Genomic DNA, 22,613 nt, shown 5'->3' with positions numbered 1-22,613 from the left:
AATATCACAATATTGGAGCTGCAGAGAAGGGGGATGGCAATATGTTTACCGTTCGATTACAAAAGCGCGAATGTACGGATGAGCGAAGGATCGAAGATTTTTTGGCGAGAGCGGAGACAGGATTTCTGGGCTTGACCGATGATGGGCTGCCATATGTCGTGCCTCTAAATTTTGTCTGGATGAAGAAGCGCAACGCGTTTTATTTCCATGGAGCGCAGGAGGGGCGCAAGATGCGGGCGATGGAGGGCGGGAGCTCGGGCTGCTTGACCGTTAGCGAGTCGTACGGCACCATCCCTGATCCCATTCCGGCCAAGACGGATACTGCTTATATGAGCGTTATGTCGTTTGGTCAGATGGAGCTTGTCAGAGATCTGGATGAAGCGACAGAAGCGATGCAGGCGATGCTGGACAAATATGCTCCGGGCTATTATGATACACCGCTTGCGAAAGCGCACATCGAGCGCTACCGCTCCTCTATGGGAAGCGCGACGGCTGTATTCAAGCTGGTGCAGCAGTTCCGTTCGGCGAAGGAAAATAAACAGCGTGGGCCATCATAAAGGCGAAAGAAGAAGGAAGGGCAGGGTGATCGTCCATGAGACGTTCATCCTGCCCTTGCTTTTGTATGATTTAATTAGGCCGTTTCGCCCTCCAACTGGGGCTGCTCGATCAGCATTTCGATCTTGCGGATACGGTTTTTGCTTGTTTCGCGAATAATAAATTTCAAATGCTCGAACTGATGCTCCTTGCCCGGCTTAGGATCAACCAACTTGCTGTACAGCCAGCCGCCGATGGTGTCGACATCCTCTTCATGGAAGCTCATGCCGGTCAAATCGGTCAGCTCATCCAGCAGCACCTTGCCGTCAAGCAGATAGCAGTTGTCGGCCAGCTGCTCGATTTCTTTGCGCTCGTCTGCGTCGAACTCGTCGCGTATTTCACCAACGATCTCCTCCAGAATGTCCTCAATCGTGATTAGACCGGACGTTCCGCCATATTCGTCCACCAGAATCGCGATATGAACGCGCTCCAGCTGCATACGCTTCAGCAGCATCTTAACAGGTGTAACCTCTGATACGCTCAGAACGGGATGGATCAGCTTCTTCAGGTCAAAGGCTTTGTCCGCGTCGTATTCCAGGAACAGCTGCTTTGTGTTGATCATGCCTACTATATTATCTTTGCTCTCCAGCGCAACAGGAAACCGCGTATATTGCTCCTTGCGAATGATTTCCAGGTTGTCCTTGAGCGAATTGTTGGTGTATAAGCAAATCATGTCTGTCCGAGGAACCATAATTTCTTTGGCCAGCAGCTCGTCAAACGCGAAGATCCGGCTCACATAACCGTACTCCGTGTTGTTGATTTTGCCGCTTTGGTAGCTCTCGTTCAGAATCAATTGAATTTCCTCTTCGGAGTGAGCTTCCTCATGCTCGGTCATCGGCTTCAGTCCGAACATACGCACCAGCGCGTTAGCGGAGCCGTTAAGCAGCCAGATGAAGGGGAACATAAGTCTGTGGAAAAAAATAATCGGCTTCGCCGTTAAAAACGAGATGTACTCCGCTTTTTGGATGGCCCACGACTTCGGCGCGAGCTCGCCTACGACGACATGGATGAAGGTGATGACGATAAACGCGATACCGATTGACAGGGCATGGCTCAGCGTTTCGTTTATTTCCATTCCTTCAAAAACGGGTAAAAGAATTTTCTCTACTGTCGGTTCTCCCAGAAAACCAAGTCCGAGAGCGGTAATTGTAATACCTAGCTGACATGCCGACAAGTAGGCATCCAGATTGCTCGTGACCTTCTGAACGGCAAGCGCGTTCTTACGGCCCTCCAGCACTAACTGTTCGATCCGGCTCGCCCGCAGCTTGACGATGGCAAACTCCGTTGCGACGAAAAAAGCAGTCAAAAAAATAAGAAGAGCAATCATGAATAAATTCAGACCTATACCGTCACTACCCATTTTGGATTCTCACTACCCTTTTTATCAATATAGTTTATATTTACTTATGCTTTACTATAGCGAAAGATTACAAGTACTGACAACCGCCAAATGGGACCTTATAAGGCGCTCACGTTCATTCAGACCCATTTATTCCGATTGAGAACGTTATTCTCATTGATTTACGACTCTTTACAAGCGCAATTCGCAGCCTTAAGATGGGTTCATATGGAACTTGACTAACAAGCTACATTCATATATGGCTAGTTCATGACCGCATCAGAAGGAGCAGGTCTATGTTATTTGTATTTATCGCGTTAAGCGGAATCGCGGCTATTCTGTGGCTGTCCGAGCCGGGCTCGGCCGTTAACCGCAGGCTTGGGGCGCTCGCGTGGAGCGGAGGCTCCGGCGCGCTGGCAGCCGTTCTCGACGGCTCCTGGATCCCTTACGCTGCTGACGCGGGCGCCGGAGCGGGAACGCTGGATGCTTTGTTTCGCCTGCAAGCGTTCTCATCCCTATTTTCCTATTATGGCATTCCGTATTTTTTCCTGCTGTTCGGGATCTCCTATCGCGGTGTGCGGTTCAATCGGCGGCTTGCTGTCTCGATTCCTTTGCTGCTGCTGCTTCCCATCCTCTATTGCCTTGCCTTCACGCCAGCTTATAACGAGCGGTATCCCATTACGTTCGACATTGTGGTCTGGTGGGCCGTTCCCTATATATTGGCGGGAGCAGCGCTTGTATTATCCAAGCGGGTTCCGCCGACCGTGTATGCTCGGACGCATTGGGTAGTCTGCTTCGCGGTATTGCCTCCGGCGCTGTTCGTGATGGTCATGAACTATGTGCTGCCAAGCATGGGCATGCTGCGGATGTGGGTGTACAACACATGGGTTGTGGGCCTCGGGACGCTGGTGTTTGTGCTGGGCATGTTCACATACGGGTTCATGGGCATTCGCATCTTTATCGAGCGAAGAAGATTTGACACCACCCTGCGCGCGGTCACCTCGGGCACAGCGATGCTCAATCACGCTATCAAAAACGACGCGGGCAAGCTGAAGCTGTTCGCGGAGAAGATGAAGCGCTACGCCGCCGAGACGGAGCAAACGGAGCTGCTGGCCGATGTTGAAGCCGTACTGTCTGCCTCCCGACACATGGAGGAGATGGTCGCGCGGGTTCACAGGCGGACGGAGGATTTGACGCTGCAGCTCCAGAGGGCGGATCTTGCGGAGGTCATCGAGGGAGCGCTGCAGGCCATTCAGCCTGCGTTGGGAACCATCCAGCTTCGGACACATCTTAGGGGAGGCTGGTCGCTGCTGCTGGATCAGGCTCAGACCGCGGAGGCCATTACGAACATCGTGATGAATGCTATTGAAGCGATGGGCAAGGAAGGGCTGCTCCAGGTAGCGTTAACGGAAACGAAGCGTGAGCTGATTGTGGAAATTCGCGACTCCGGTCCCGGAATGGACCGCTCGATGCAATTACACGCGTTTGAACCCTTTTATTCCACGAAGCGCACAGGCCATAACTTTGGTCTAGGCTTGCCCTATGCCTATCATGTGATGCGGAAGCATAAGGGGAGTCTGCAGCTTCGCAGCAAGAAGGGAGAAGGCGCGGCATTCTATATGGCTTTTCCCAAAAAACCGCTGCAGGCAAGGCAGGCGAGCTCCAATAGTTAGGTTGCAATCCATCCATATATGAAGGAGGACGCTTATGGACATCATTCGTATCGGGCTGGTAGAAGATGATCCCGATTGGAAGCGGGGACTGGCGGGCTATTTGGGCGCGGAGCCGGATTTCGAGTTGGTCTGGACGGCGTCGAGCGCCGGGGAGCTGCGAGAAGCGATGGCTTCCGCGGAGATTCCCGCTGACGTCGTGCTGATGGACATTATGCTGGAAGGCCGTCCGGAGGGCATTCAGCTCGCTGAGGAGGCGGCTCTATCCACAGGCGCCCGGGTTATTATGCTGACGTCAATGGAGGAGAAGGAACTTATCCTGCAGTCCTTCCAGGCGGGCGCCATCGACTATCAGATCAAAAGCAGCTTCGAGAAGCTGCCGGCCGCAATCAGGCTGGCGTATAGCAGACAATCGCCCATCAGCGCGGCGGCGGCCGAGAAGCTGAGAGAGGAATTCAAACGGCTGAAGGCGCTGGAGCGGGAATTCGAAGCCAAAAAGCTGGGCGATCTCATTACGCCGTCCGAGCGGCAGCTGCTTGGCTTGATCCATGAAGGCTATACACAGCCGCAGATCGCGGAGAAGCTGTTCATCACGCTTCGAACGGTCAAAAACCACGTCAACAATATATTGAAGAAGCTGGGCATGGAGGGCTCCAAGGAAGCGGCGGCCAAGGCCAAGGAGATGGGGCTGCTGGAGGGGGAGCAGGATGCGGCTTCGAAGTAGTACCACAAATTGTTGGTACTATTTTTTTTTCGCCAATCCTATATGATGAACCTGTAGCCAGATAGGATGAGGCAATGGAGAGGGAGAAGGGTGGAGCCTATGTTCGAAATGTATTCATGGCCGCATATGGCGGCGCTGATTGCCGCTCTGGCTGCGCCAGCGGCGATTATTGCGCTCCGCAAGGTGTTGAGGACGGAAGGCTGGGGACAACGCTTCCGTATCGGAATGGCCCTGGCGCTTGCTGCCTGCGAGGCTGCTCTGCAGCTGTCGTATGCCTTCGATGGAGGCTGGAGCGCAGGCACGCTGCCCTTCCAGCTGTGCAGCCTGACGCTGCTGTTATCCGCGGCGGCACTGGCCTTCAGGTGGCAGGGGCTGTATCCCATCGTGTTTTTCCTCGGGACGCTTGGCGCCCTGCAGGCGCTCCTTACACCGAACCTGACGCAGCCGTTTCCGCATTTCCGCTATTTCCACTTCTTCATCGCTCATATCGGCATTATATCGGCGGCTGTCTATCTGCTGGCTGTCGAACGGTATCGTCCGACATTACGGTCAGCGCTGCTTGCCTTACTCTGGCTCCACCTGCTGGCGGTGCCCGCGGCCCTCGTGAACATATGGACGGGGACCACAAACTTTATGTTCCTGGCCAGAAAGCCGTCAACGGCGTCCTTGCTTGACGCGCTTGCGCCCTGGCCCTGGTACTTGCTCCAGCTGGAGCTTGTCGCTGTAGCGCTGTGCCTGCTGCTGCTTGGGATCGCCAAGCTGGCGTATTTGATCATTGGGAGGGTTCGAGGATGAACGGAATCGAATTCATAAAGAAGAATTGGACGTCGCTGCTGGGCGCTATGTTTATGATTGCCGCATGTATTACGTTATTCCAATATTCCATTCAGCAGGGCTGGATGACGAACATGATGAAGACGGGCCTCGGGCTACTGGCGGGAAGCGGTGCTGTCATCGCCGGCATCCAGCTGGCACGGAGATCAGCCCTTGTCATTGCGGGTGAAATGATTTGCGGTATCGGCGCCTGTATCCTATATGCAACGTTCTCCTTCGCAGGCATCTATTATGATTTCTGGGAGCCGACGCTTGTTCTGCTGGGTATGACGGGCGTTACATTCGGCATCGCCTATTACGCATACCGCAACGAATCCCGCCTGCTTATGAATATTGCGATTGCCGGCGCGATGCTCTCTCCTCTCATGATGCGTCCGGAGACGGATCAGGTCTTTACGCTGTTCCTGTATATGCTTGTGCTCAACGCTGCGTTTATAACAATCGGCTTTCTTCGCAGCTGGACAGAGCTGCGTGTGATCGCCTTTATCGGCACTTGGGTCATGTATGGGGTCTATTTTGTTCAATTCAGCCCTGCGACAGAGGGGTTATGGAGCATGCCGATACGGTACGCGATGGCCGCGTTCCTGTTCTACACGCTTGCGTTATTCGCCTCCTCCTGGAGAAATAAAGCCAGCTTTGAGGGGCTGGACCTGTATCTCCAAGCGGCTAATGGCATACTGTTCGGCGTATGGGCGCTGACGATATGGGATGGCGAGCTGCCCTACGGGTTTACGCTTGCATTCATCGCGATCATCTATCTGCTGATTGGCTTTGCCGTATATAAGCTTAAAGGGGTAATGACCCTCCCGTCCGCCGTGTTCGGGCTCGGCGGCACGCTTCTGCTGCTTATGGCCATACAAAGCTTAGGCGAAGGCGTGTTGTTTCACGTCATCATGTGGACGCTGTACGCCTACTTGCTTACGGCGATTGGAGCGGTGAAGCGGTGGATTGCGGCAACCGTCCTTGGTATCGTCATCTGGTTCTTCCTTGGCGTATTCTGGTATGCGGTGACCTGGTGGACGGATCGCGGCGAGTGGTTCGGCGTCTATATCCCGTTTCTCAATTGGGGAGCGATCGCTTGGATGCTGCTTGCTGGTCTCGGCTTCTATTACGCGCGGCGTCTGCGCTTCGAGGGCTTCCCGCCAGTCGTCAGCCGATTGTTCTCCCGCGGATTCGCGCTGCTCTCACATCTGATATTGGGCGGGCTGATGACGCGGCAAATTCAGAATCTTTTCACCGAATATTGGACGGCTGCGCCAGATGTCTACAGAGGATTGACATTGTCCGTTGTATGGGGCGTATATGCGCTGATGCTCGTTGTATGGGGCTCCTATTACGGGGAAAAAACATTCCGGCTGTTCGGCTCCGTTGTGCTGGCTGTCGTAGCGGCCAAAACGATCTTCATGGATTTAAGCGGCGAAGGGGCGCTGTACAAGGTGCTTGTCCTGCTTGTTCTGGCTGGCGTGTCCTTCCTTATGACTTGGCTGAACGGAAAGTGGGGGGCAAGGCTGCAGGGAGATGGGGCTGGCGGGAAGGACTAAAAACATGTACAATAAAATCCGATATATAATCTAAATATTATGTTTCAAAAGCATAAAGCCAGCATGAGGGGGCATCGTCCTTGAGTATCGATCCGCGCACAATGAAGGCGCTGCTGCAAGCGCAGCTAGCCCCAAGCTTGAATATTGGAGTCCAGAACAAAACGACGGGGACTTCCGGCAATAACGATATATTTGAAACGATTCTGTCCGCGCAGATGGCGTCCGGCGAGGAAGCGGCGACTGGCGTGATGGACGGCAAGACGCCTGTCTGGTCGAAGGAGCTGTGGGCTCAGGTTGCCCAGTATGGCCTCTCGGATGCGGGAGCGTTGACGAGCGTTAAAGCAGAGCCGTCGGCTCATGCAGGAGACAGCAGCGCATACGGGGAGCTGATCCAGCAGGCGGCGGCCAGACATGGCGTCTCGCCGGCTCTCGTGCATGCTGTCATCGCTGCGGAATCCGGCTTCAATCCCCATGCTCAGTCCCACGCCGGGGCCAAAGGCTTGATGCAGCTGATGGATGGCACAGCGCGCGGGCTGGGCGTGTCGGATTCGTTCGATCCGGCGCAAAATATTGAAGGCGGCACCAAATATTTGTCCCTGCTGCTCCGCAAATATGGCGGTAATGAAGCAGTCGCACTTGCTGCATACAATGCAGGCCCCGGCCGATTGGACCGTCTGGGCATCTCGACGGACGAGGAGCTGGCTGCGAGGCTGAACGAGCTGCCGGAGGAGACGCAGCGCTATATCGGGAAAGTTCAGGGGGCCATTATCTAACCTGACCCCCTTGACCGCACACGAGATCACGATTGACGCGCGGCGTTCACGCTCGCGGACATATCGCTGGTCTCTTTTGTTGTTTCAGGAGAGGAGGAGAGTCATGTTGTATTTCGACCATTGCGCGTCCACGCCGCCCTATGAAGAGGTTATCGCGACGTTGGGGGAGGTCATGAGGAAGCATTACGCGAACCCGTCCTCGCTCCATGCGGGAGGGGCAGAGGCGGCCAAGCTCATTGAGCGGTCGAGAGCTCTGATTGCGGCGCAGCTGGGCACGAGGTCTGGGCGCTGGCTGTTCACATCGGGCGGAACGGAGTCCAATAATTTGGCGATCAAAGGGGCTGCGCGCCAGTATCGATCTCGCGGGAATCATATTATCGCATCCGGCATCGAGCATGCCTCTGTGCATGACGCGCTGAAACAGTTGGAGCAGGAAGGCTTCCAAATCACCTTCCTCCCCACGAGCGCCGAGGGACACGTCTCGGCAGAGGATGTGGCGGGGGCATTGACGAAGGAGACGATTCTCGTTACGGTCATGCATGTGAATAATGAAATCGGCACCGTTCAGCCCATTAGGGAAATCGGCGAGCTGCTGCGAGCATATCCGCAGACGCTGTTCCATGTCGATGCGGTTCAGAGCATCGGCAAAGTGACGCTACATCCGGAGGGCTGGGGCATCGATCTTGTCAGCGGCTCCGCGCATAAGCTCCGCGGTCCCAAGGGCGTTGGCTGGCTGTATATAAGAGACGGTGTGACGCTGCAGCCACTCGCATCTGGCGGGGGGCAGGAGTCAGGCTTGCGAGCAGGAACGGAGAATGTGCCGGCAATCGTCGCTTCCGCCAAGGCGCTGCGCATGTCCATGGAGAGTATGGAGGAGAGAAGCGCGGCCATGCGACGGCACGGGGACAGGCTGCGCGCGTTCGTCCGGAGCTGTCCGGAGCTGAGGCTGAACGGCGGCGAGCCGCTGGCGCCTCATATCGTACATTTCTCCTATCCCGGGATGAAGCCCGAGGTTATCGTTCACATGCTGGAGCAGCATGGTATAATAGCGTCAACCAAATCCGCCTGCTCGTCCAAGGAAAATAAGCCAAGCCGCGTTCTGCTGGCGCTCGGCGCAAGCGCTGCGCACGCCTCAGGCGGCGTGCGCATAAGCTTCGGGGATGAGCACGAGGACGGACACATTGATGGGCTGATTACCGCGCTTAAGAGCGTTATAGGCAAGCTGAAGCCGCTTGAGAGGAGCTCGACACATTGATTTACGACCAAATTGTACTGCGTTACGGCGATCTGATTATGAAGGGCAGGAACCGGAACCAGTTCGAGAAACGAATGCAGCAGCAAGTGCGAAGCGCGCTGTCGCCATTCCAGGGCATTACCTATTGGAAAACATATGGCAGGCTGTATGTCAAGTTAAATGGGCAGCCTTACGAGAGAGTCGCCGATCGGCTGAAGGACCTGTTCGGCTTGCATTCTTTAAGTCCCGTCATAAGCACGGAGTCGGAGCTGGAGGCCATTCGTTCGGCCGCGATGACGCTGATGAATGCTATGGAGCAGCCGCCCAAGACGTTTAAGGTTAGCGTGAAGCGTGCCTGGAAAGGCTTCCCGCATCCCTCACAGGAGATGAATCATCTGGTCGGCGCGCATATTCTTCGGGCATTCCCCGAGCTGAGCGTCGACGTGCGCAATCCTGAGGTGGAGCTTAAGGTTGATATCCAGGAGGAAGCGACCTACCTGTTCTCCCAGGTCATCCCCGCGGCGGGCGGCTTCCCTTACGGCTCTAACGGCAAGGCGATGCTGCTGCTGTCAGGCGGCATCGACAGTCCTGTCGCCGGCTGGCTGGCAATGAGGAAGGGCCTTCAGATTGAAGCCGTTCATTTCCACAGCTACCCGTTCACCAGCGAGCAGGCAAAGGACAAGGTTGTGGCTCTCGCCCAGCGGCTTGCCTATTATCATAGCGCGCCGCTCAAGCTGCATCTTGTTCCCTTCACGGATATTCAGACCACACTGGCTCAGCAGGGGCAGGACAACCTGATCATTACCATGATGCGAAGAGCCATGTTCCGCATTACAGAGCAGCTGGCGGTTCGTAACGACGCCCTAGGCATCGTGACGGGAGAAAGTCTGGGCCAGGTCGCAAGCCAGACGCTGCCCAGCATGAATGTCATTGGCCGGGCGGCCGACCTGCCGCTGCTGAAGCCGCTCATTATGATGGACAAGGCCGAAATTATTAGACTTGCCGAGAAGATCGGCACGTACGAGACGTCCATCCTGCCTTATGAGGACTGCTGTACGCTGTTCCTGCCGAAATCTCCAAGCACAAATCCCAACATGCGTATTGTGGAGCGGGTGGAGGCTGGCATTCCTCAATACTCCGAGATGATCGAGACGGCCGTGCGGGATACTGAGCAGCTCATTCTGAAGCCGGGTCAGCAGACGCCTGACCTGCAAGCGGGAGAGGACAGCTGGTTCTAGCCGATTAGATACCGTTTTGAAAAGCGATTGACAGCGAGCCTGAGAGGGCTCGCTGTTTTTAATTGACATATTCCCCTGGGCTTGTACATAGGTCTGATATAAAGGCTGTCGCGCTGCCGGAAGCCAATTGAAAGCGACAGTTCTGTACGGAGAGGGGAGTCATGTTGTGGACAGCCTTATCATTTTTTTGCAGATTGCGTTAATTAACGTGCTGCTGAGCGGAGATAACGCGATCGTCATCGCCATGGCCAGCCGCCAGCTGCCCGCGAAGCAGCGCAAGGCCGCCGTCTGGTGGGGGACCTTCGCCGCGGTAGGCTTGCGCTGTGCGCTGACCATCGTCGCGCTGCAGCTGCTCCAGATTCCATATTTGCAAGCGGCGGGCGCTATTCTGCTGCTTATGATTGCCGTCAAGCTGCTGGTGGACTCCAGCGGCGCCGAGGAAGCGCGGGAGAAGGGGAAGAAGTCCGTAACGCTGTACGGCGCGATCTGGACGATCGTCACCGCAGATTTTGTCATGAGCCTGGATAACGTGCTTGCTATCGCGGCGGTCGCCGACGGTGACATCATCCTGATTCTGCTGGGCATCGCGCTTAGCATTCCGATGATCGTATGGGGGAGCCAGGCGCTAGGCAGGCTGCTGTCGAAATTTCCCGCTTTATCCTATATCGGAGCCGCGCTCCTCGCTTACGCCGCCGGCGAGATGCTTATGAAGGATCCCGGACTGGACGCCGCCATCTTCCACGGCAATGGCACATGGTCCGAGCTTATTCCGCTGCTGTGCGTCCCGTTGGTCGTCATATTTGCCGTATTGCGCAAGAGACCGGACTGACACTGGGAGCCGCGCCCGCTGGCGCGGTTTCTTTTTTTTGTGAAACTCTCGACAGGTTACTGGTTTTTTTGCGCCAGTTCCATTACACTAAGAAAGATAAAAAATTGGCGTCTTTCGTTAATGGTACGATTGATGTGGTAAGGAGCGGAATGCATATGCCTTCTAACAAATATTCCGCTGGAATTATTTTGCTGCTAGCCGGGGTCCTGATCTTATTGGGCAAATTAGGGGTATTCAGCTTCTTGGGGGCTATTTTTTGGCCGTTGCTCGTATTGATTCCGGGAGTGCTGCTGCATGTGCTCTATTTCGGCAGAGTAGTTCCGGCTGTCATGCTCGTGCCCGGCGGGATGCTCGTGGTGTACGCGGTGCTGTTCATGCTCTGCAACATCTTCGGCTGGGACAGCCTGAGATATCTGTGGCCGGTCTTCCTGCTGGGTGCGGCAGCGGGCTTGTACGAATACTATATGTTCGGCTCGAACGCGCCTCGTATCGTATTGACGGCTTCCATCGCGCTTGGCGCAGTATCTATGCTGTTCCTTGTATTGATCCTGCTGTGGAGCTGGGGCATCTACCTGATAGCTGGTCTGCTCATCGCGGCCGGCGCCTGGATGATGTTCGGCAGGCGCAGACGCTGGTAGGAGAGAGAGAAGAGCGACTGTTGTCCATGGGTTCGGAGTGCGACACGCGGCGGACATTTGGGGAACAGTCTCGAAAAACAAACATTGGAGTGGATTAATTTTTATGCAAGCAAGAGAAAATTTACGCAACATCGCGATTATCGCGCACGTCGACCATGGCAAGACGACTCTCGTCGACAAGCTCCTTCAGCAATCCGGCACGTTCAGAGAGCATGAGGCTGTGCAAGAGCGCGCCATGGACTCCAATGACCTGGAGCGGGAACGCGGCATTACGATTCTGGCCAAAAACACGGCGATCACGTACAAGAATTACCTGATCAACATTGTAGATACGCCGGGCCACGCCGACTTTGGCGGCGAAGTGGAACGGATTATGAAGATGGTAGACGGCGTGCTGCTGGTCGTTGACGCGTTCGAGGGCTGCATGCCGCAGACGAAGTTCGTGCTTCGCAAGGCGCTGGAGCATCAGCTGACGCCGATCGTCGTCGTGAACAAGATCGACCGTCCCAACGCGAGGCCTGTCGAGGTAATCGACGAGGTGCTGGATCTGTTCATCGAGCTCGGTGCTAACGACGAGCAGCTGGAATTCCCTGTTGTGTACGCTTCGGCGCTTATGGGTACGTCGAGCCTTGACCCTGAGGTGCAGGATGAGAACATGATGGCGCTGTACGACACAATCGTCAGCCACATTCCTTCCCCTACAGAGAGCGTGGAGGATCCGCTGCAATTCCTCGTGACGCTGCTTGACTACAACGAATATTTGGGCCGTATCGCCATCGGGCGCGTGAATCGCGGTCTGATCAAGCAAGGCCAGGCCATAGCGGTCATCGACCGCGAAGGCAAGACGAAGCAGGCTCGTATCGAGAAGCTCTTCGGCTTCCAGGGCCTTAAGCGCGTTGAGATTCCAGAAGCCGGCGCAGGCGATATCGTCGCGATTGCCGGTATTCGTGAGATTAATATTGGCGAGACGATCGCGGACCCGCAGCATCCAGAAGCGCTGCCTGTTCTGAAGATTGACGAGCCTACGCTGCAGATGACGTTCCTTGTCAACAACAGCCCGTTCGCCGGCCGCGAAGGCAAGTGGGTAACGTCCCGCAAGCTTCGCGAGCGTCTGTTCAAGGAGCTGGAAACCGATGTCGCGCTTCGCGTAGATGAGACGGACAGCCCGGACGCGTTTGTCGTATCCGGTCGCGGCGAGCTTCACCTTGGCATTCTGATCGAGAATATGCGCCGCGAGGGCTACGAGCTCCAGGTATCCAAGCCTGAGGTTATCGTGAAGGAAGTGGACGGCGAGAAGCAAGAGCCATACGAGCGTCTGCTGATCGACGTGCCGGAGGAGAGCATGGGCTCCGTTATGGAGAGCCTGGGCACACGCAAAGCCGAGATGGTGAACATGATCAACAATGGCAGCGGCCAGGTGCGACTGGAGTTTATTATTCCTGCCCGCGGCTTGATCGGCTACCGAACGTCCTTCTTGACGCTGACTCGCGGCTACGGCATTATGAACCATGCGTTCGACAGCTATGGTCCGCTTGCCGGATCCAGTGTCGGCGGCCGTCATCAGGGCGTGCTTGTCGCAAGCGAGAACGGCACCTCGACCTTCTATGGCATGCTGGGCGTTGAGGACCGCGGCTTGCTCTTCCTGGAGCCGGGCACCGAGATTTACGAGGGTATGATTGTCGGCGAGCACAACCGCGACAATGATATTATCGTGAATATTTGCAAGGAGAAGCAGCTGTCCAACGTGCGCTCTGCAGGCAAGGATGATACCGTCAAGCTGAAAACGCCGGTCATCTTCTCGCTGGAGCAGGCGCTTGAATATTTGAACGATGACGAATATTGCGAGATTACTCCCAAATCCATTCGTCTCCGCAAGAAGATTCTGGTGAAAAGCGAGCGCGAGCGCGCGGAGAAGCACCGCAAAATGTCGCAGGCGGGCATCTAATAAGGAACCGTCTACGCCGCAGGTTTTGGAGCTGCGTTTAGGAGGTAAGAGGGATGCAGGCATGGTTCAGCGAGCATAAGCTCATTACGTATTTGATTATTTTGGGCTTCACCATTTATATTTTCAATTCCGTTTTCCGCCCGTCGGCGAAGCGGCTGCCTATCCTCAAGGAAGTGCTGGTCTATCTGCTTATGGCATTCGGGTCGTTTATCCTGATGATTATGCAGGTGGATAAGCTGCCGATCATTCAATGTATGGCGATTGCCGTGCTCATGATGATGATGCTGCGCGGACGCCAGCTCTACGACAAGTGGAAGAAGGGCCGCGGCGGTCCATCCAGCGCGGAGAGCCGGGGCGCGGAGAACGGCCAATGAGACTGGAGGACGCGCTGTTCAATTGGCTGCAAATTCGGATCGTCGCTGATGCGAGGCCTGATGATGGGGCGGCAAGAGACACGCTGGCGTTCTTCGAGCAGATACTGCGGGAGGATCATGGCCTCGTTTCCTTCGACATTGCAAGAACGGACGACACGATGATTCATGTCCGTTACGACAAGGATTCCCGCACCAAGCTGCAACTGTTTCCTCGCGAGAGCGGGGAGCAGCTGCTGCAGGACATTATAGCTAATCCCAAATATAACTGAGCTTGAAGGTGGAAGAGATGAGTCAAGGACCGACATCATTGCCTCCTCGGTCAGGATCGCGGAAGTCAGCTTCCGTCCCCCCCAAACATAAATCCAAAAAGACCAAAACGAAGAAGAAGCGGCCTTTGCTGACCGCCTTCTTCGTTCTGTTCTTCGGACTTCTCCTTAGCGCGGCGGCGCTTGTCGTCTATATCGGCGTCAAGGCAAACGACGCGATTGAAACGATCGGCCTCGACAAGACGGAGGCGACAGAGGTTCCGGTAGAGCAATCCGTCAAGAAGAAGCCCGTCGCATTCGTGCTGATGGGTTTGGATTCCAGGGAAAACGGCGGCACACTCAATACGGACGTCATGATGGTTGCGGCGTTCAATCCCACCACCAAGAAAGCGACGATCGTATCCATACCGCGAGATACGCTTATCGAGGTTGACGGCTATCGCGGCCGCAAGGCGAACAGCTTCTACGCCGATTTCTTTACGGTAGCTCGCAGGGACAATGGGCAGGACAAGGAAGCTGCGGATCTGGCCGGCAAGAAAGCGGTCAAGGACGTCATGGGCGAGCTGTTCGGCATTGATATTCAATATGCCGGCATTATCAATTTCCGGGGCTTCTCCGCTGTTGTAGACGCGCTCGGCGGCGTGAAGGTGAATGTCGATATTCGGATGAAATACAGGGATACCGCGGATGGCACCAATATCGACCTGCAGCCGGGCCAACAAACGCTGGACGGCAAAAACGCGCTGGACTTTGTCCGTTACCGCAAATCGAACGACGGAACCAATATGTCAAGTGACTTCGACCGCAATCGCAGGCAAAGCGAGGTGATCGGAGCTATTCTGGACAAGATGGTTAGTATTGGCGGATTAACGAAGATTGGTTCGGTGATCGAATCTGTCGGCAACAACATGACGATGGATATGCCAAGCTCCGAGATGAGGCGCATGCTGGCGGAATACAGCTCCTTGCGCAGCAGCGACATTGAGTTTCTGTCCCTTGAGGGTGTATGGAGAAGCCCTCATGTCTATGTCAATGAAGATAGCCTTGCGCAGGCTCAAACTGCCCTCCAGGCAAAAATGGCTGAATGACCGTAGACTGTCGCCAATATAATAGCTATAATTAGAGCTAGGAAGCTGCTTTTGGATGGACATTCAGAAGGAGGTCATGCGGATGGTGGAACGATATGCTGCGGTAGATCCGCGTCCTGATGCTTGGCTGGTAGCGATGTTGCGCGAAGACGAGGTTAGACGGTTGGCGAGCATTCATGCGGACAAGTGTGCGAGCATTTGGCCTGTTAACGATTGGAAAGCCTAGTGATGAGATCACTAGGCTTTTTGCGTCTTTTGGACGACTTTACCATAAATTAACGCATATTCGCTTCTTGCGCATCCGGCTTCGCTTCTTTGGCGTCATGCGGTCCGCCGAATTGGTTGACATCCTCATCGTCAACGGCAGGCGAGACAATATCTCTAGGCATCTGCGGCACGAGCCGGCCCATAATATCGGCCAGTTCCTCCGCGAAGCCGGCGATTGGCCGGCCTTGGCGCAGGTCCTCGCCGATTTCCCGCAGCCGGTTGTTTATATCGATATCCGCCGTCACAAAAGCATCAATACCATAGGGGTCCTTCCTGAAAGCTTCCGCAACAGAATATTTGATCGTCCCGACGCGTGAACGCTCCAGATTGCCGTCCACGTCAATGCCGACGATCGCCGTATTGCCGATGACGACGCAGTGCGCGTTGTCAACGCCTTGAATACCTTTGGCCAGCTCCTCCAGGTGCGCCTCTACCTCTGTTCGATCTACGATCTGCTTCTTGCCGCTTGTATTCTGCTGGGCGGTGACTTGGCCATTATTCTGGGGAGAGGGTGATGAATGATTACGCGCGCCGGCGCTGCAACCCGTTGCAACGATCGCAATAACGATTGCCGCTGATAACCATTTGTACATGTATGCCACCTCTTTCAAGTTAAGTGTCGCGCAGTTTCGCTTATGCAATAGTGTGTCCGCTGCCAACTGAGGCTATGTATGCAAATGTATATCCGACGCCGGGAGGGTTCTTCTTATGAAAAAAATATTCGTGCTCGATACCAACGTTTTGCTGCATGATCCGCAATCGCTCTTCGCCTTCGAGGATAATGAAGTGATCATCCCCGCGATCGTGCTGGAGGAAATCGATTCCAAGAAACGGCTCGCGGACGAACTTGGCCGCAATGCAAGGCATGTCTCCCGATCGCTGGATCAGATGAGGGAACAGGGCCATCTTCACGAAGGAATCATGCTTCCAAGGGGCGGAATATTGAAGGTCGAGCTCAATCATAGAAGCTTTATCCGCGTACAGGAAATGTTCGGGGAGATGTCCAATGACAATCGGATATTGGCCGTCGCCCTCAATTATCATATGGAGCAGGAGAATGCGGACGAACGCCGCCAGGTCGTGCTGGTGAGCAAGGACGTCCTGGTCCGCATCAAAGCGGATGTGCTGGGGCTGTCCGCGCAGGATTATCTGTCCGACAGAGTGGTTGAGCACTCCGAGTTTTACACTGGCAATGTGACGCTGCATGTGCATCCCGCTGTCATTGACGAATTTTATACGTACCGATTCCTGAGCGTAAACAGCCTTCAGCTTCGGGAGAGGCTGAATCCCAATGAGTTTGTCATCTTAAGGGACGAGATGGGCACGTCGAAATCCGCGCTGCTTAAGGTAAGCTCGGACGGCATTCGTCTGGAGCCTCTATATCTTAGCAATGATCCCGTATGGGGCATTACCGCGCGCAACGCGCAGCAGCGAATGGCGCTGGAGCTGCTGCTGAACGACGATATTCCGCTTGTCACCTTATCCGGCAAGGCGGGGACAGGCAAGACGCTTCTGGCGCTCGCCGCGGGCCTGCTTAAGGTGGAGGATGAACATAAATATAAAAAGCTTCTTATCGCAAGACCCGTTGTGCCGATGGGCAAGGATATCGGGTATTTGCCTGGCGAGAAGGAAGAGAAGCTGCGTCCATGGATGCAGCCCATCTATGACAATCTGGAATATTTGTTCGATACCAAAAAGTCGGGCGATATTGATAAAATATTGATGGGCATGGGCAGCATTCAAGTCGAAGCGCTCACGTATATAAGAGGGCGATCCATCCCCGGCCAGTTCATCATTATTGACGAGGCGCAAAATCTGACCAAGCATGAGGTGAAGACGATTGTCTCGCGCGTGGGGGAGGGCAGCAAAATCGTCCTGATGGGCGATCCTGGTCAAATCGATCATCCTTATCTGGATTCCATAAGCAATGGCTTGACCCATATTGTCGAAAAATTCAAACGGGAGGGCATCAGCGGCCATATGACGCTGGAGAAGGGCGAACGCTCGAAGCTGGCTCAGCATGCCGCAGACCTGTTATAGAGGAATAGCTCTGACGCGAAGACAAGGGCGCACGCCTGCCCTTGTCTTCTGTCTTGCTGAATAGCGGAGGAGATTGTTAATAAAAGCGTATACATATCGGCTTATACCTGTTATCCTATTCCCATATCAAGCAAGCTGAAAGGAAGAAGGCTGTGTTTCTTCGCAAATATGCGCCTCTGCTGTTAAGCGCGTTGCTGCTCACCGTTCTGCTGCTCGTATTTATAGCCCAAACGTTGAACTGGAATTGGAATCGGACAAGCTTATCGGCCGGAGCGGGACCTGTGGTGCCTGCAGACGGCGAGCTTATGGAGCCTGAGCCGTCGGAGCTTTATATATCGGTGTCGCTTCCTCCCGGGGAGTATGAAGCGCTTATGCAACGAACAAATACATTTATGCTGCAGTATCCCCATATTCAAATTGCATTGCATAACGATTATCCGTCCGCCGATCGATACGACAGGGCGGTTCAGCTCGGGGCGCAAGGCTCCGCGCCGGATGTGATGCTTGTGAACAGCAGCTGGGTTGTGCCGCTTGCCGTACAGGGCTATCTTAAGCCTGTCGACAGTCTGATGTCGGGTGATGTTCTCTCCGATCAGCTTCCCGCGCTGATTGAGCCTATGAAATGGAACGGCTATCTGTGGGGCGCCCCAGAGAGCATGGATCCCTATTTCCTTGCCTGGGATGAGCTGCTGCTGGAGCAGCGCGGTCTGTCGAAGCCGCCTGGCAGCTGGTCTGAGGTGCTTGCCGCAGCCGACAGTTTATTGGCCGAGCAGCGCCGTGCGGAGGATAGCGGGGACAATCGTGTCTATCTGACTTGGCTTGAAGAGGGCGACCTGACAGGCTTGCTGATGCTGCTGTCCCGGTTTGACGAGGACGACCGCGCCTGGCTGAGGCTGGACTCCTCATCCGAAGCTCTCCTGGGCAGGCTGTCTGAGCTGAGCAGCCGCTCTCGTGTTGTCGCCAGCGGCGAAGAAGGGGGAACGGAAGCGCTTCAAGAGCTTCTGGAGAATCACCGGCTGTTGATGGCTGCGATGCGATGGAGCGATTACGTTAAGCTGGAGCCCGCCATTCGTGAACGTCTGATGATCGAACGTCAATCCGTTCAATATCCTTGGCTGAATAGCAGCAGCTATGTTATCGCTGCCTCCACGCGCTATGAGGAGGATGCCATGCTGTGGATTCAAGAGATGACGGGCACTGCGGTCGGTCTGAAGGAAATGGCATCCAGGCATGCTCTGCCGGTCAGAGCGTCCTTGTACGGCGGCCAGCCCAATCTGCTGGCGCTGGCCGATAGACAGCCGCCAGATTGGTGGTTCGATGCGTTAAGCGTCAAGCCGGCCCCCCGGACAGGCATGGATAACGATCCAGGCTGGCCCATCACATGGAGGGCTTGGGAGGCGGCATGGAAGCGAGCCGGGGCGGAGGCGGACTCGTTCAGCGCCTTTGCGGATGCTATGCCAGCTCTGGGTGCAGCTCAAGCCCATTCGGACGGCCAGCTCTAACCAAAAAAGGCTGGCTGCCGCCATCCTTTTTCTCTCTTTGTTCCTATGCGCGCCTGTATCGCTTCTGGGATTCGTCACAAGGCAACACTCAGCTTAATCGTGAGCTCTCCTTCCTTGACGGTCACGTCATTGGCTTTGAGGAAGCTGGTAATGAGACCGGGATAGAACCCCAGGTCAAATTCCTCCTCCAAGGCGGCTCGTGTTGTATCCGGCAGAGCGAACCCATTGAAGATCAGCTCCTCAACATGGAATATAATCCCGTTTTTCGGTTTTTCAATCAGACTATAGCGGCCGCTGATGCTGATTTCGATATCGTCTCGCTTGCCGTGCGCCGTAATCTTGCCATCCTCGAACTGGAAGGAGAAATAATTGAACCGCTCATCCTGCTCGCGCAGAAATTCGTTCAGGCGATCCTCCGGGACGGTAATCGTATATTGAAAGCCCTTGATCTCCATCAAATCCTTGTTGTCTTGGATCCAGCCAGGCAGCTTCCCCATCGCTTGCGACAGAGCCTGGAAATAAGCCTTCACCTCGGTCAGCCCTTCCCTTTCCCAGAAGCCGGTCAGCTCCTGGATTAACAGTCGAAGCCGGTCCCTGTCGGATCGTCCGCGCAGCTCATCCTCCAGCTGGGCCTCAAGCGCAATGACGCGTTCGCGCTGCAGCTTAAGCCTCTCCTCCAGCGCAATGAGGTCAAGCTGTCTGCCCTCAAGCTCCGCGTATTGCTCCTGCAGAGCCCGGGATTGCTGGATATAGGCGTTCAAGGTATGCTTGTCTTGCGAAATAATAATATCTATGTAGTCCAGCAGGCTGAACAGCTTCGACCAGGAATCCGAAGCCAGCAGCGAGAGATAGAGCAGATCCCGCTCACCCATATAATAAGAGCGAAGCACTTGGCCTGCTTGCTCCCGTTGCTCCTCAATGGCAAGCTCCCGCTCGACGAGAAGCTGCTCTGTTTCTGACATGGTGCCCAGCAAGGCTTGCTTCTCTGCCGCAATTCGGCTTATTTCCTTGTCGAGCTCCACCACAGACAAGCTTCTTTCGAGCAAGGTATGCACGTCGTCTTGGGCTGGTGCGGTTCCTTCCGCAAATGCGGGCAATCGCATGAGCAGCAAGGCGCTTAACAACGCGATTAGGATTGCGGCCGACGCTCGCGCGCGAGTATGGCTCTCCGTCAATGGCATCCTCCCCTCCTCAGCAACTAGTGTATGCGGAAGCCAATTCTATTATATCTTACATTTGGAAAAGGATGAAAGCTTATGTCTTACGATACGGACACTCCTCTGGCGAAAAAGCTGAAGGCTATAATCGGGCAATCCCCTTCATCCGGCATTGTCTTGGATGATGACGGCAAGGAGCTGGCGGTGCCGTCTATTCCTTTCCGGAAATATATGGAGGCTTGTCTTTATGACAGCGAATTCGGTTATTATCGGACTGGCGCCGCAAGGGTCGGCAAGGGCGGGGATTTCTATACCAGCTCCGCAATTGGAGATATCATGGGGCGCCTGCTTGCGGGCTGCGCCCATCGCTACAGCCAGCTGCATGGGCAGTCCATATCTATTGTGGAATGGGGCGCGGGAACGGGCGTATTATCAGCTCAAATCGCCGCCTTCTGCCGGGAGCTGGACGCGAAGCCTTGGCATCGGCAGCTGCTTATCGAGAATCATTCCGGACACGCGGCCGCTGCGAAGGCAGCTATGATGGCGCTGGAGCTCAGCGAGCCGCCCTTTGTGCTGAATACTGACGCGCTAAGCTCCTTCGGCATACGGCAATGGCTTAACGAACGGCCCGCGCTGCTCATTGCCAATGAGCTGCTGGATGCGTTCCCTGTGAGCCGCATACAGCGCAAGGACGGCCAGCTGGTGGAGCTGGGCGTCGCTATTCTTCCCGACGGGAGCTTTGTATACTCCCGGATGCCATTGTCCGATCCACGGCTGGCGCATTGGCTGAAGCGGGACGGCGTAGAGCTCCGCGAGGGTCAGATCACGGAGGTTTGTCCAGGCGTTAACGATTGGCTTGCTCAGCTTGGGAATTGGTGCGCGGGCAGCACAGTGCGAATCGCCATCTTGGACTATGGGCATGCCGCTCCCGAATATGCGGGAGAGCATCGGATGGAGGGCACTCTGATGACCTATGCCAGGCATCAGGGGGGCGATCAGCCCTTCGACCGGCCGGGCCAAAGAGATATTACCGCCCATGTCGCCTTCGATTTCGTCAAAGCATGCGCGGAGGAGGCCGGCTTCCAGGCCATCTACTACGATACCCAGAAGCGGTTCCTGATGGATCAAGGCGTGCTGGAGCTGCTCGTGGAGCATGACGGGAGGGACCCCTTCAGCGTGGGGGCGAGGCGTAATCGGGCCGTCAGACAGCTGCTGCTAAGCGACGGCATGAGCGAAAGCTTTAAGGTGATGATACTGGAGATGAATAAGACGGGATAGAAAAAGGCTGCCGCCGCTTGTTGCTTCAAGCGGTGACAGCCTTATGCTATTGGTTTCTAGAATGGCAAGTCCATCTTGAAGACTGACCAATAGGTAAAGCCTACGAATGAAATCGCCATATATCCCCAGAACATCATTATGTATGTTCTCTCGGAGAAGTTCAAGTAGCCTAAAAATACGAACGCGACAGCTTGCGCGAAGAAGAGCAGCGCGAATTCCGTCATGTGGCCTGCGAAAGCCATCAGTCCGATCACTAAGCACCAGAAGCCAAGTACTCGATACATGCGTGCCATGATACATCCCCCTTTTTAACCCAGCGCCGATTTTCTAAATTTCATTATAGCGTTTGCCCATGGCAGTGTAAACTAAAATCCGTGACGAAATCGCAAACTTTTTGACTGAAAGGCGGAGTTCTTTTACAGTTTGCTCATGAATCCTCCGAATCATGTATGAGGTCGCAAAAAAATGGATATACAAATTACTATCCAATAGATTCTATGAACTCTACCAAGAGCATAGTGATAAGTAAGCGCCTTTTACGTTAGGAGGTTTTGATTGCATGACAGCAGTAAGACAAGACGCGTGGAGCCCGGACGACGACCTCATTCTGGCTGAAGTAACGCTGCGCCATATCCGTGAAGGAAGCACGCAGCTCGCCGCATTCGAGGAAGTGGGCGAAAGAATTGGAAGGACCTCCGCAGCATGCGGCTTCCGCTGGAACAGCTGTGTTCGCAAGCGATATGAGGATGCGATTCAAATCGCGAAGCAGCAGCGCCAGAAGCGGAATTATTTGAAGAAGCAGACCGTTGCCCCGACGTCCCAGGTTTCATCACTCGCCGTGTATGACACGGAAGAGAGGACGTTCAAGCAGGATGCCGGCTCCCTGGATGAGGGGCTGTCCGTCGACGCGGTAATCCGTTATTTGCGTGGATGGAAAACGACCTATCAGGATTTGGCGAGACAGATCAAGCTGTTCGAGAAGGAATTAAAAGACAAGGAAGAGGAGCTTCACCGGCTGCGCAGCGAGAATGAGAGACTGACCAAGGAAGTGAACAGCGCGCAGACAGACTACCATGCCGTTAATGATGATTACAAGACGCTGATTCAGATTATGGACCGCGCCAGACGACTCACGGTATTATCGAATGAAGAGGAAGCCAAGCCGCGCTTCAAGATGGACGCGAATGGCAACCTGGAACGTATTGAATAGCCTTGCGCGCTAAGCTGTCGCTTATCCCGCAATCTACCGCAGTTCCGATATACACGCTAGGATGAGGAACCC

General features: G+C 54.9%; 23 protein-coding genes. 19 read left to right on the top strand and 4 right to left on the bottom strand.

Annotated features, from left to right (window positions below; genetic code table 11):
* Nucleotides 1-41 precede the first annotated feature (41 nt).
* Nucleotides 42-557 carry a pyridoxamine 5'-phosphate oxidase family protein gene (locus tag AB1S56_RS15295; protein WP_340869234.1) on the top strand — a complete coding sequence of 172 codons (516 nt, stop codon included), beginning with the start codon at nucleotides 42-44 and terminating at the stop codon, nucleotides 555-557.
* A 74-nt stretch (nucleotides 558-631) separates the two neighbouring features.
* On the opposite strand, the gene AB1S56_RS15290 is transcribed toward AB1S56_RS15295, so the two are convergent.
* Nucleotides 632-1,954: a hemolysin family protein gene (locus AB1S56_RS15290; RefSeq protein ID WP_340869232.1), complete on the bottom strand. Its 1,323-nt coding sequence runs from the start codon at nucleotides 1,952-1,954 to the stop codon at nucleotides 632-634.
* Nucleotides 1,955-2,229: 275 nt separating this feature from the next.
* Here AB1S56_RS15290 and AB1S56_RS15285 point away from each other — a divergent pair, with 275 nt between their 5' ends.
* From AB1S56_RS15285 to AB1S56_RS15220, 14 genes are all read left to right on the top strand, one after another.
* The gene (locus AB1S56_RS15285) at nucleotides 2,230-3,606 is read left to right on the top strand and encodes a HAMP domain-containing sensor histidine kinase (RefSeq protein WP_340869230.1); all 1,377 of its coding nucleotides are present in this window, start codon (nucleotides 2,230-2,232) and stop codon (nucleotides 3,604-3,606) included.
* Between the two features lie 34 nt (nucleotides 3,607-3,640).
* Nucleotides 3,641-4,327 (top strand): response regulator transcription factor, encoded by a 687-nt coding sequence (locus tag AB1S56_RS15280; protein WP_340869229.1) that lies wholly within the window; start codon nucleotides 3,641-3,643, stop codon nucleotides 4,325-4,327.
* A 99-nt stretch (nucleotides 4,328-4,426) separates the two neighbouring features.
* Nucleotides 4,427-5,122, top strand: a complete 696-nt coding sequence (locus AB1S56_RS15275) for a TIGR02206 family membrane protein (RefSeq protein WP_340869228.1) — start codon at nucleotides 4,427-4,429, stop codon at nucleotides 5,120-5,122.
* Nucleotides 5,119-6,702 (top strand): DUF2339 domain-containing protein, encoded by a 1,584-nt coding sequence (locus AB1S56_RS15270; RefSeq protein WP_340869227.1) that lies wholly within the window; start codon nucleotides 5,119-5,121, stop codon nucleotides 6,700-6,702. Before AB1S56_RS15275 ends, AB1S56_RS15270 begins: the two co-directional genes overlap by 4 nt.
* An 80-nt stretch (nucleotides 6,703-6,782) precedes the next feature.
* On the top strand, nucleotides 6,783-7,475 hold the full coding sequence (locus AB1S56_RS15265; RefSeq protein WP_340869225.1) for a lytic transglycosylase domain-containing protein: 693 nt from the start codon (nucleotides 6,783-6,785) through the stop codon (nucleotides 7,473-7,475).
* 103 nt (nucleotides 7,476-7,578) lie between these two features.
* Nucleotides 7,579-8,730, top strand: a complete 1,152-nt coding sequence (locus tag AB1S56_RS15260) for a cysteine desulfurase family protein (RefSeq protein WP_340869224.1) — start codon at nucleotides 7,579-7,581, stop codon at nucleotides 8,728-8,730.
* Nucleotides 8,727-9,947 (top strand): tRNA uracil 4-sulfurtransferase ThiI, encoded by a 1,221-nt coding sequence (gene thiI, locus AB1S56_RS15255; RefSeq protein WP_340869223.1) that lies wholly within the window; start codon nucleotides 8,727-8,729, stop codon nucleotides 9,945-9,947. Before AB1S56_RS15260 ends, thiI begins: the two co-directional genes overlap by 4 nt.
* Nucleotides 9,948-10,113: 166 nt before the next feature.
* Nucleotides 10,114-10,776 (top strand): TerC family protein, encoded by a 663-nt coding sequence (locus AB1S56_RS15250; protein ID WP_340869221.1) that lies wholly within the window; start codon nucleotides 10,114-10,116, stop codon nucleotides 10,774-10,776.
* A gap of 155 nt (nucleotides 10,777-10,931) precedes the next feature.
* Nucleotides 10,932-11,414: a hypothetical protein gene (locus AB1S56_RS15245; RefSeq protein ID WP_340869220.1), complete on the top strand. Its 483-nt coding sequence runs from the start codon at nucleotides 10,932-10,934 to the stop codon at nucleotides 11,412-11,414.
* 103 nt (nucleotides 11,415-11,517) lie between these two features.
* Nucleotides 11,518-13,359, top strand: a complete 1,842-nt coding sequence (gene typA, locus AB1S56_RS15240; RefSeq protein WP_340869218.1) for a translational GTPase TypA — start codon at nucleotides 11,518-11,520, stop codon at nucleotides 13,357-13,359.
* 53 nt (nucleotides 13,360-13,412) lie between these two features.
* The gene (locus AB1S56_RS15235; protein WP_340869216.1) at nucleotides 13,413-13,733 is read left to right on the top strand and encodes a YlaH-like family protein; all 321 of its coding nucleotides are present in this window, start codon (nucleotides 13,413-13,415) and stop codon (nucleotides 13,731-13,733) included.
* A complete protein-coding gene (locus tag AB1S56_RS15230) occupies nucleotides 13,730-14,002 on the top strand; it encodes a hypothetical protein (RefSeq protein ID WP_340869214.1) in 273 nt (90 codons plus the stop codon). Before AB1S56_RS15235 ends, AB1S56_RS15230 begins: the two co-directional genes overlap by 4 nt.
* A gap of 125 nt (nucleotides 14,003-14,127) precedes the next feature.
* On the top strand, nucleotides 14,128-15,087 hold the full coding sequence (locus AB1S56_RS15225) for an LCP family protein (protein WP_340869213.1): 960 nt from the start codon (nucleotides 14,128-14,130) through the stop codon (nucleotides 15,085-15,087).
* 55 nt (nucleotides 15,088-15,142) lie between these two features.
* A complete protein-coding gene (locus AB1S56_RS15220; RefSeq protein ID WP_340869212.1) occupies nucleotides 15,143-15,313 on the top strand; it encodes a hypothetical protein in 171 nt (56 codons plus the stop codon).
* A 49-nt stretch (nucleotides 15,314-15,362) separates the two neighbouring features.
* On the opposite strand, the gene AB1S56_RS15215 is transcribed toward AB1S56_RS15220, so the two are convergent.
* Nucleotides 15,363-15,947: a YhcN/YlaJ family sporulation lipoprotein gene (locus AB1S56_RS15215; RefSeq protein ID WP_340869210.1), complete on the bottom strand. Its 585-nt coding sequence runs from the start codon at nucleotides 15,945-15,947 to the stop codon at nucleotides 15,363-15,365.
* Nucleotides 15,948-16,062: 115 nt separating this feature from the next.
* On the opposite strand from AB1S56_RS15215, the gene AB1S56_RS15210 reads away from it, so the two are divergent.
* Together AB1S56_RS15210 and AB1S56_RS15205 are read left to right on the top strand one after the other, a co-directional pair.
* Complete coding sequence (locus AB1S56_RS15210; protein ID WP_340869209.1) at nucleotides 16,063-17,394, top strand: PhoH family protein; 1,332 nt, start codon at nucleotides 16,063-16,065, stop codon at nucleotides 17,392-17,394.
* A 152-nt stretch (nucleotides 17,395-17,546) separates the two neighbouring features.
* Nucleotides 17,547-18,896 (top strand): extracellular solute-binding protein, encoded by a 1,350-nt coding sequence (locus AB1S56_RS15205; RefSeq protein ID WP_340869208.1) that lies wholly within the window; start codon nucleotides 17,547-17,549, stop codon nucleotides 18,894-18,896.
* A 74-nt stretch (nucleotides 18,897-18,970) separates the two neighbouring features.
* Here the strand turns inward: AB1S56_RS15205 and AB1S56_RS15200 are convergent, their stop codons facing one another.
* The gene (locus AB1S56_RS15200; RefSeq protein ID WP_340869207.1) at nucleotides 18,971-20,077 is read right to left on the bottom strand and encodes a hypothetical protein; all 1,107 of its coding nucleotides are present in this window, start codon (nucleotides 20,075-20,077) and stop codon (nucleotides 18,971-18,973) included.
* A 75-nt stretch (nucleotides 20,078-20,152) separates the two neighbouring features.
* Here AB1S56_RS15200 and AB1S56_RS15195 point away from each other — a divergent pair, with 75 nt between their 5' ends.
* Entirely contained in the window at nucleotides 20,153-21,331 is a 1,179-nt protein-coding gene (locus tag AB1S56_RS15195) for an SAM-dependent methyltransferase (RefSeq protein WP_340869206.1), read from the top strand.
* 56 nt (nucleotides 21,332-21,387) lie between these two features.
* Here AB1S56_RS15195 and AB1S56_RS15190 read toward each other — a convergent pair whose 3' ends face one another.
* Nucleotides 21,388-21,624, bottom strand: a complete 237-nt coding sequence (locus AB1S56_RS15190) for a DUF2626 domain-containing protein (RefSeq protein WP_340869205.1) — start codon at nucleotides 21,622-21,624, stop codon at nucleotides 21,388-21,390.
* Nucleotides 21,625-21,890: 266 nt separating this feature from the next.
* Here AB1S56_RS15190 and AB1S56_RS15185 point away from each other — a divergent pair, with 266 nt between their 5' ends.
* Entirely contained in the window at nucleotides 21,891-22,541 is a 651-nt protein-coding gene (locus AB1S56_RS15185; protein WP_340869204.1) for an RsfA family transcriptional regulator, read from the top strand.
* Nucleotides 22,542-22,613 lie beyond the last annotated feature (72 nt).

The sequence above is a fragment of the Paenibacillus sp. PL2-23 genome, from assembly GCF_040834005.1.
Taxonomy (GTDB): Bacteria; Bacillota; Bacilli; order Paenibacillales; family Paenibacillaceae; genus Pristimantibacillus.
The sequence above is the reverse complement of the archived record's forward strand: the minus strand, read 5'-3'. Positions and strand labels throughout refer to the sequence as shown.